This is a genomic window from Rahnella sp. ATs2, assembly GCF_051851855.1.
In the GTDB taxonomy this organism is placed as follows: Bacteria; Pseudomonadota; Gammaproteobacteria; order Enterobacterales; family Enterobacteriaceae; genus Rahnella; species Rahnella variigena.
Genome location: NZ_JBLYPL010000043.1, coordinates 1 through 8,341, shown reverse-complemented (window position 1 = coordinate 8,341; position 8,341 = coordinate 1). Strand labels below are relative to the sequence as shown.

The following is an 8,341-nucleotide window of genomic DNA, read 5'->3' as shown; positions in this document are numbered from 1 at the left end:
ACTCAAGTTAAGGTTTTCATGGGTTCCAAATCCGGTGTCTTTCGTCACCGCGTTGATATACGCCTGCGTGTTATTTTCACTGCTCGGTGCATAAGTGTGAATGATGCCATAGGGCGTATTGTTCCCCCTGGCCCCGTATAACTGGAGTTGCCTGCTCATGGCCGCCAGTCCGTCATTAGGACTATTGAATATAGGGAAACTGCCGTCGTTTCCTACAGCGTTCGGCGCAGCCCGTAAATTGCCAGGGTTGTTGTTACGGATCCCCCTGGCATTCCCGCTTCCAGATTGATTAAACGACAGTGGGGGCTCAACAGAGGATGGACTCTGCACATGCAGCCCCTGCATATCCTGCTGTAGCTGACGGGCCGTATCTGTCGGGCCGTAATAACTGTTCAATTTCTTGACCAGATCCCCGGAGGCGTAACCTAAACGGAGATCCAGTTTTTCATCCCATGACAGCGTTTTCTTAAAGGCGTCATTTTTTTGAGCATCGCGTAACCGGTCAGCCTGCTTTCCTCCGCTGTTCCACGTCATCAGGGAGCCCACCGTAGCGGCATCCATCCCGTGCTGCATGATCTGCGAAGCGTCATCAAAACTTTTCTGAACTATCGGGGCCTGTCCCAGCCACGCCTGCCCCTTCATCAGCATGCCATCCCACGACGCCGAAATCCGATTGAGCTGGGTGCGGAACGCCAGGGCATTCTGCACATCCTTATCAGAAAAAATCAGCCCATCACGCTGCGCCTGGTCTTTAAGGCGCTGGACTTGATCGGTGCTTTGCCGCAGGTAGTTCAGAAGCTCGGGTGAAAACTGCCCCACCTGTGCAATCACGACCTGCCTGGCGGGGGACTGTTGAAGCATGGCCTTATTCAGGTCATCCATCAGTTTTACAACGTCAGCCATGCCCTCCTTGGTTTTACTGATCTTGACGCCCATCTGTGCCAGAAGGGCATTGAAAGGATCATCCCGACCGTTAAGTGCATCATTGGCTCGCTGGTATAAACCGGTAACAGAGCTCTCCGCAGAATCTCGCGTTGCCCCGTTTTCAATCATGGCACCAGTCAGTTCCTGATATGCCCGGGTGGTTGCGCTGATATTTTTGGCGGTAGTATCAATTTTATACCCGGAATCCGCATACTCTTTGATCCCCGTTTTGACACTGTTTATGACAGTGGCCAGCCCGCCCAGTCCTAAAGTCAGGCCACCCACCATTTTCAGCGGCGGTACAAGGTCCCCGACAAATTGCACACCATCCCGGGCGTTTTTTGCCAGTTTATTCAGGCGGCCACTGACTTCATCAAGTCCTTCTGCGGAACGCCGACCGCCGAGCTGGACAACTTTTTGCGCATCATTGAGCTGGGGAGTCAGTTTCTTCACCGCATCATCGATATTCTGAATAGACTGAGAAACCTGATCGTCCGCTTTCAGCTGGAAATCAAACACATTAGCCATTAATCGCGTTCCTTTAACTTATTGATGCGAAATGCCTGATCCCGCCACCAGTTGAGCTTCGACCACGTCATTCCCCAGCCCTGATCTGGCCCCCAGCCGTAGTAATACGTCACATCGGCGATGCGTTCCCGCCACCTCCCGCCGTCGGGGAGAAGTTTAAAAAACCCAGCATGTAACCCTCACAGCGTTTGTAGTCAGTAAACGGCAGTCGGTTGATGACCTGCGCCGGAATGCCGGAGATTTCAGCGATAAGCGCAGACATCGCCGCCAGACCGCCTTTCACTGTCTGGTTTTTATAAAACTGGTCCACCTGGTCAAGACAGGGTTCACTAAGATCGATACCTGCCCAGTTTTGCTCCCCTTTGCCATCCTGAAGGGCTTTTGGCAGCACGATCACCGTGCTGCTTTCAACCGTCGTTACGGATTCGGGGAGGTAATTTAAGAAGGTAAGAAGAAAACCCTCACACTGTTTGAAAGTGGTAAACGGCATGCGCCTGACAACCTGCGGCGGGATCCCCGATAACAGCGAGATAAGGAGCCCCATCGCGGCCAGCGCACCGTCCGCCTTCTGCTTATCAAAGAACTGATTCACTTCGATGAGCGCCGGTTCATGCAGTGGAATGCTTTCCCAGACTAGTTTACCGCTTGCATCCGTCAGCGGTTTATCCAGAGGAATAACGATACTTTTTTCCTGCTCTTCCACAATCAGCTCTCCACGACTGAGAAGCTTTCCCAGCGAACATCGAACACGGCGTCTTCACTGTCCACTTCCTGTGATTCGACCGTCCACATCCCGGTACCGATAATCGTTTTACCGTTGGCGATTTCAGCCACCACGGTGACATCGGTCATGTCGTTAAAGTCAGCCACCGTGGTACCGCCGCTGTCGCGAACCTGACAGGAGATATACGGCGCGGAAGGCTTTTCTTTATAGCCATGAACGCGATCCATCCCGGTCAGGGTTTCACGTTTTACGGTTGAAGGACTGTATTTGAACTGCCCGGCGACCATGATTGTTACACCATTGGTTGTCACCGACGCGGTGCCCGCCAGGCGGTTGGAGGTATCACCCATTGTTATTCCTTACGCCGCAGCTTGCAGGCGGAACTGGTTAAGAAGTGCAAATACGCGCAGCTGGTTGATCAGCACACCGTCCCATAACACGTCGACGCGGTTCGGGTTGGTCGTGCTTTTCGTCACAATCAGGCCGGCGGCGAAGGCTTTGGAATCCTGCACATAGCCGTTGTATTCCAGCTGTGTGTACTGGGCGATCAGCTCAGCCCGGATAATATTTGGCGTCACAATCGCAGATCCCGGCGCAAAACGGGTACCGTCAGCGGCCAGCTTCATGCGCGCAAATTTTGAGGTAATCTGCGTGCGGATAAAGCGGGTGACGAACATCAGCAGGAACAACGTTTCCACCTGCAAATAGCTGTCATCCGCATCCCCATATTTATTGGTCTGATACGTGGTGATCAGGTTTTCTACCTGCACCGTGCTGTCATCTGCCACCGTGAAGGTCGAAATACCGCTGTAAAGCAGGTTGTTACGCTCGGTCAGCTCAAAACGTGAAGACAGTGGCGGCGCAAGCACGCCGGCAATCGAGAGTGTTTGCAGGGGGCGTCCCGGATCGTTGCGCAGACTCCCCGCTACCGCGCCTGTCGCAGCCGCTGCCCAGACATAAGCCGGCGTTGGCGAGTCATAAACGCCCAGCAAAGTAGCGTGCTGATCGTTGCGGGCCTCGCCGAGCGTGGTCAACTGGCCATAGGTGCCAGACACGGCCCCAAAGACGTGGCCGTAAAGCTGCTGCGCGTAGCTCCAGCGTCCGGTGCTGTCTGACAGCAAGCTTTTCAGCGCATCGAGAGAAGTCGTGTCTGTGTAAGGGGTAACAATGAAATCAAAGGTCCGGTCACCGAGGTTTGCCAGCGCGGTCGTCATGTCCGGTGCGCCAGCGCCACCGGTAAGGGGGGTGAGCGTAATACCCAGGCCATCAGGCGTGGATTCCCCGCCCGCGCTCCCCAGATAATTCAGGCGCAAATCGATGCTGTTACCGTGCGTGCCTTTGTTTTTTGCCGTCAGCGTAATGACGCCGGCGGCCGATGCAGCCGTTACCGGCAACGCAATGGCGGCATTGATCGCCGTCGTCAGCGCTGTTGCCATTGTGGTCACACTATCAGTGCTCAACACCGTGGTCTGTACGCGCTGGCCCGCGACATACAGTGAAATCACACCGGTTTCACTCGGTGCCGTGGTCAGCGTAATGGTGCTGGTCGCCGCCACCATCGATGTTCCATCAACCAGCGGCAGCAGGTAAATTTCACCGGCAATGTCGTTTGCCAAATACGCCGTCATCTGGTTATGCAGCATCGATCCTGCGCCATAAATACCGGCAGTGTTTGATGCTGATGATTCAATAACCGGGATATTGGGATTCACCGCAGCGTTCGTCAGCATCTGACCAATGATCAGCGTACGCTGGGTCGCCGTTGCGGTGTTCGCCTGCGAGTTATCAAATTCAGCATAGAAAAGCGGTGTACGAAGATTGTTCGGGATATTTTGAAAGTTCATTAGCTCGCACTCCCAGCATCCGTTGAAGCGGCTGATTTATCGGTAGTAGCCGTAGCATCTGTGCCTTTTGCAGCGGCTGTCGGTTTCGCGGCGGGTGCGGAGGTGTCAACGGTAATCACATCCCCGTCGCGGAGCCGGCGGTTCCAGAACTGACTTTCGGCGACCTCTGCCCCTTCTTTGGGCAAAAAGGTGCCTTTAACCGGATCGCGCACAGTGCGCCCGGCTGCGGGTTTTACAAACATGTGATACTCCAGAATGTTATTGAGGCAGGTCGATGGTGATGCCGACTTGCGGCGTGCCGTCAGGTTCGATAATGGTGACATCAACCCCTTCAAGCGGGTCCGCTTCGATAGGGTAAAATTCTTCCGGGCCCTGGTAATACTCGATATCCAATTCCATCAGTAACTGGGCGGTATGCCCTTCACCGCCAGCGTTGATATCAATGGTTGAGCGTACCTGCAAAAACTGCTGAGTCTGCCGGGTAAGCTCAAAGCTGTTGATCACCGCGCGCTCTATTTGTTCGCGCAGCTGTTCCAGCGCCTCTTCCGCCTTTACTGCGCCGTTATCCTGATCGACTTCATCAAGCTCCTGCAGGCGGCCTGTAATTCGGACGGTGGTCACCGTCGTAAATTGCGGGACGTTTCGCCCAAGGGAGTTTTTGAGGTCAAAAGGAGTTTGCACAAGAATGACCGGGTACATGTCTTCCGACGTTGGCCAGTCCCGTGGCGAATAAACGCGTTCGGCGGCATCCGTTTTGCCGATCAGCGCACCGATCACCAGTATTCGCAATGCTGCTGCATTCATACTTTCACCCTGTTCAGAATAAGCTTTGAGCCGCCATGACTGTCCGGCTGGACATCGGAGACAGCAAACAATGTATTCACCTGTTCACCTCCGACCAGGCCAATGAACACCCGATCGCCCCTTTTCGGCGGTGAGGAAAACTCACTGTCGAGAACACCAAGCACAGGCGACGTGGTGTTGATGGTGCTGCCGTCTTCCAGTGGTTCCACGTCCTGCGTATACGCGCGGTCAAAAATCCCGCTGATGATATAGGCCACCCCACCCACGGGACGAAAATCAACCGGGTCACCAAATACGCCGTGCAACGGCCTGAGTAAATGCAGATCCCAGTTGACTCCCATGATCAGGCTTCTCCGCTCTCAGATTTGATGACAGAGGGTGCGTCTGAGGTGATAGTGGACTGGCCTTCGGCTTTAGTGACACTGACTTCCTGCCCACTAACCTCCTCCATTTCCTGCTTCACCGCGTCCAGAGTCTTCACGAATCCGGAAGCGATAAGCGCATCGGCATCAGCCGGAGACAACGACACGCGCGCATTCTGAGTGTAATTCTGCCCGTCGTGACGCACGCTTTTACCTTTGAGCACCACAACGGTGATCAGATCAGCGGCCTCAGGGGCCGCGTCAGCTGCTTTTTCTTTTGCCATGATCACACCACCTTCGCACAAAGGGCTGCGTTAACCCGGCTTGGGATAACGATCGGTGAAGACTGCATCAGCAGGAATCGCTGCGCCGGGTCAGGCTGCAGCCAGCTTTTTGGCGCATACGCCATCGGCCCGTAGTTAAAAGCGGGATCAATGATGGCACCAAACGCACGGGTGCCCATCAAGTCAGGGCCCGACATGACCACTGAACCGTCTGCGATCATCGGGTTTTCGATGCCTGTGTCCGGGTCAATGAACCAGTCGTTGTAGAGCCAGAGCGTGTACTGCCCCCAGTAACCTTTACACACCGCGCCTTTCGCAATCTGCGCGCCCGGGTTGATGATGTTGCCGGACGGGTTCTGCGCCGGCAGGATAATAGCGCCTTTCAGCGACGTATCCAGCTTGAACGCGCGCCATGAGGCGTTGGTGAAGATAATATCTGTTGCCTGGGCACCAGATTTTTGCAGGATCAGAGCCTGCCACTCTTCAATGTCATCCGTTGGCTGGGTGTTGGTTGCGCCAACCGCCACGCTGGTCGGCCACTTGTCTGAGCCGCTCAGCGCAATGGTTAAGGACGGATCTCGACCAAAATCAACGACGGTTGTTGGGAAACCTTCGCCTTTGATGGTGACGGTGCCGGTGGCAATCGCGCTGCAGCCCATCCACTCGAGGCGACGATTCAAAATATCAATCTGGTCGCTCATCTCGAACTGGATGTTCAGCATTTCACGCTCAGCGGCTGTGTATTCGCCACCAATGCGCTCGCCGATCTGGCGGCGGATAGGTTTGCGCAGGTCAGGGGCGCGCTTGTCTTTAATATAGGCAGGCTTGAATTTGTCGGTCTGGTAACGACGGCTTTCCACCAACTTACCTTCGACCAGCGGAGAGCAGAACGGCGCCATGCGGCGCAGACCGATGTCCACGTCAATCGCCACATACTCATCGTCACTGGTCACGATGTTCGGGAAAAAGCGGTCAAGGATGAAGTTTTGCGACGTCATCAGATTGGGCACCAACCCGACCAGCGACACGGTATCGTAAATTGTTTGGGACATGGCTTATTCTCTCTGTGTCCCGACCTGTTGGCCGGGATAAATAGAAGACGCACAACGCCCTGCCCGGTGAGGGGCATGCGTAGAAGGCGATAAAATTAAAACGGGTGTTTAGCTGGCAGGTGCCTGCACGCTGTCGCGCAGGAAGATACCAAACGGACGGAGCGCAGGTTTAAGCGTAGCGAGCGTCCAGCTCGGATCGAAGGTAATACGGTTCTTATTGATTTCGGCCATCAGATAAACGCCGGCTAACGTGTCCGCCGCGGTGGCATTCACATCATCAGCCAAAATGGCTTGCGGAACCTGGCTGCCGTCGGTGGCTGTCGCCACGCTCAAGGTGTATTTCCCGGAGGCGGTGATCACGCCCAGTACGGTGCCGCGCTTATAGGTTGCCGAACTCCCCGTCAGAATCGTCACCGTATCAGAGACAACCTGCAAAGGGCCGGACAGCAACTGGTCCGGAATGAAGGTGTCATGCTGAACGCCGGGCACCCAGGCGTTTTGTCCTACCTGATTCACAGTCATTGTTTTTTACCTTTTACCTGGTTGTAGAGAGCAGCCGCACGAGATACCACTGAGTTTGCTGAAGGACCATCGTTGTCAGCGTTACCCAACTGGTGATTTTCAACTTTAGACATGCGTTCATCCAGTGACATGCGGCGGGGCTGAGATGCGACTGGTACAGGACCAGAGCTCGCCATCACCCGGATTGCCGCGGCGGAACTCATGCCGGTGGTAATCGCCAGGGAAACGGCCAGTGGGCCCTTGCCTGCAGCAAATTTACTGCCGAGAATGCGGGAAATACGATCGCGCTCAGCGCGGCGGCCTTTTTTAACATCACGATCATCTTCATCATCGTCACCGTCGTTTTCGACGCCCTCATCCTCATCGGCGTCCGCATCGTCGTCATCTTCGGCCCGGCGGGATTTGGCTTTTTTAGACTTTTCCTTGTCATTACCATCTTCGTCGTCAGAATCATCACCATCATCTTCTGCACGCTGAGATTTTTTGGACTTATCTTTATCATCCTGATCGTCGTTATCGTCATCTTCCGCACGACGACCTTTGGCCTTTTTGGACTGCTCTTTTTCGTCTTCATCTTCTTCAGAAGCATTGGCAGAAAAACCAAACAGGTGCGCAAAACCTCGAATTTTCTTTGACATCGTTACTCTCCAACTAGTTGTAATAAATCGCGGAATGCCGCATCAGGCGAGGCCACGCGATCAGCCAGCCCCAGTTGCACACCGTCGGCGCCAAGGAAACAGGCGGCTTCGGTATCCCGGACGGTTTTCTCTGTTATCCCGCGATTGCGGGAGACGGTACTCACGAACAAACGCCCCATTTCGTCAATGTCTGACTGAATGGCTTTGCGCGCCGTTTCGCTTAAAGGTTCATACGGATTGGACTCTGCTTTGCGATCGCCGTAGGTAATGATGGTGACCTGCAGCCCGTCATTTTTGATTTTCTGCGACCAGTCAACGTGCATCACAATGACGCCGACAGAACCGACGCCGCCGGTACGCGGCACGATTATCTTGTCCGCCGCACTCGCCAGCGCGTAAGCCGCGGAATAGGCGCTTTCGGATAAAATGGCCCAGACCGGTTTACTGCCGCGCGCGGCATAAATCTCATCGACAAGGTCAAAACACCCCGCGACTTCACCGCCGGGTGAATCAATATCCAGGCAGATGGCTTTGACTTCACTGTCATTCAATGCGCGCAGGAAACAGGCACGGATACCATCATAGCCCGTCATCCCGCTGTAAGGCCGTAAGGTGCCGAGTTTTTGCACTAACGTGCCCTGAATCGGGATAATGGCGAT

At 54.6% G+C, this 8,341-nt stretch carries 12 protein-coding genes; all 12 read right to left on the bottom strand.

What is annotated here, in order from left to right; translation table 11 throughout:
• Positions 1 to 1,443: hypothetical protein (locus ACJY2G_RS25265; RefSeq protein ID WP_439292360.1), on the bottom strand; the 1,443-nt coding region annotated here is incomplete at its 3' end.
• A 118-nt stretch (positions 1,444 to 1,561) separates the two neighbouring features.
• Positions 1,562 to 2,155 carry a phage tail assembly protein gene (locus tag ACJY2G_RS25260; protein ID WP_439292359.1) on the bottom strand — a complete coding sequence of 198 codons (594 nt, stop codon included), beginning with the start codon at positions 2,153 to 2,155 and terminating at the stop codon, positions 1,562 to 1,564.
• Between the two features lie 2 nt (positions 2,156 to 2,157).
• Complete coding sequence (locus ACJY2G_RS25255; protein WP_439292358.1) at positions 2,158 to 2,526, bottom strand: phage tail tube protein; 369 nt, start codon at positions 2,524 to 2,526, stop codon at positions 2,158 to 2,160.
• A gap of 9 nt (positions 2,527 to 2,535) precedes the next feature.
• Positions 2,536 to 4,020 carry a phage tail sheath subtilisin-like domain-containing protein gene (locus tag ACJY2G_RS25250; RefSeq protein ID WP_439292357.1) on the bottom strand — a complete coding sequence of 495 codons (1,485 nt, stop codon included), beginning with the start codon at positions 4,018 to 4,020 and terminating at the stop codon, positions 2,536 to 2,538.
• Entirely contained in the window at positions 4,020 to 4,262 is a 243-nt protein-coding gene (locus ACJY2G_RS25245) for a DUF2635 domain-containing protein (protein WP_439292356.1), read from the bottom strand. Before ACJY2G_RS25245 ends, ACJY2G_RS25250 begins: the two co-directional genes overlap by 1 nt.
• A gap of 16 nt (positions 4,263 to 4,278) precedes the next feature.
• Positions 4,279 to 4,824 (bottom strand): ATP-binding protein, encoded by a 546-nt coding sequence (locus tag ACJY2G_RS25240; protein ID WP_439292355.1) that lies wholly within the window; start codon positions 4,822 to 4,824, stop codon positions 4,279 to 4,281.
• Positions 4,821 to 5,165: a head-tail joining protein gene (locus ACJY2G_RS25235; protein WP_439292354.1), complete on the bottom strand. Its 345-nt coding sequence runs from the start codon at positions 5,163 to 5,165 to the stop codon at positions 4,821 to 4,823. The genes ACJY2G_RS25240 and ACJY2G_RS25235 overlap by 4 nt, the downstream gene beginning before the upstream one ends.
• 2 nt (positions 5,166 to 5,167) lie before the next feature.
• Complete coding sequence (locus ACJY2G_RS25230) at positions 5,168 to 5,470, bottom strand: hypothetical protein (RefSeq protein WP_439292353.1); 303 nt, start codon at positions 5,468 to 5,470, stop codon at positions 5,168 to 5,170.
• 2 nt (positions 5,471 to 5,472) lie between these two features.
• Positions 5,473 to 6,522 (bottom strand): major capsid protein, encoded by a 1,050-nt coding sequence (locus ACJY2G_RS25225; RefSeq protein WP_439292352.1) that lies wholly within the window; start codon positions 6,520 to 6,522, stop codon positions 5,473 to 5,475.
• Between the two features lie 108 nt (positions 6,523 to 6,630).
• Positions 6,631 to 7,044: a head decoration protein gene (locus tag ACJY2G_RS25220; RefSeq protein ID WP_439292351.1), complete on the bottom strand. Its 414-nt coding sequence runs from the start codon at positions 7,042 to 7,044 to the stop codon at positions 6,631 to 6,633.
• On the bottom strand, positions 7,041 to 7,682 hold the full coding sequence (locus ACJY2G_RS25215; RefSeq protein WP_439292350.1) for a DNA primase: 642 nt from the start codon (positions 7,680 to 7,682) through the stop codon (positions 7,041 to 7,043). The genes ACJY2G_RS25220 and ACJY2G_RS25215 overlap by 4 nt, the downstream gene beginning before the upstream one ends.
• A 2-nt stretch (positions 7,683 to 7,684) precedes the next feature.
• Positions 7,685 to 8,341, bottom strand: a 657-nt coding sequence (locus ACJY2G_RS25210) for a S49 family peptidase (protein WP_439292349.1), incomplete at its 5' end; no start/stop codon positions are given.

Excerpts from the sequence above, each read along its gene's own strand:
- ACJY2G_RS25250 (WP_439292357.1), bottom strand. The coding sequence starts at position 4,020 with ATGAACTTTCAAAATATCCCGAACAATCTTCGTACACCGCTTTTCTAT.
- ACJY2G_RS25245 (WP_439292356.1), bottom strand. The coding sequence starts at position 4,262 with ATGTTTGTAAAACCCGCAGCCGGGCGCACTGTGCGCGATCCGGTTAAA.
- ACJY2G_RS25235 (WP_439292354.1), bottom strand. The coding sequence starts at position 5,165 with ATGGGAGTCAACTGGGATCTGCATTTACTCAGGCCGTTGCACGGCGTA.
- ACJY2G_RS25255 (WP_439292358.1), bottom strand. The coding sequence starts at position 2,526 with ATGGGTGATACCTCCAACCGCCTGGCGGGCACCGCGTCGGTGACAACC.
- ACJY2G_RS25225 (WP_439292352.1), bottom strand. The coding sequence starts at position 6,522 with ATGTCCCAAACAATTTACGATACCGTGTCGCTGGTCGGGTTGGTGCCC.
- ACJY2G_RS25215 (WP_439292350.1), bottom strand. The coding sequence starts at position 7,682 with ATGTCAAAGAAAATTCGAGGTTTTGCGCACCTGTTTGGTTTTTCTGCC.
- ACJY2G_RS25220 (WP_439292351.1), bottom strand. The coding sequence starts at position 7,044 with ATGACTGTGAATCAGGTAGGACAAAACGCCTGGGTGCCCGGCGTTCAG.
- ACJY2G_RS25230 (WP_439292353.1), bottom strand. The coding sequence starts at position 5,470 with ATGGCAAAAGAAAAAGCAGCTGACGCGGCCCCTGAGGCCGCTGATCTG.
- ACJY2G_RS25240 (WP_439292355.1), bottom strand. The coding sequence starts at position 4,824 with ATGAATGCAGCAGCATTGCGAATACTGGTGATCGGTGCGCTGATCGGC.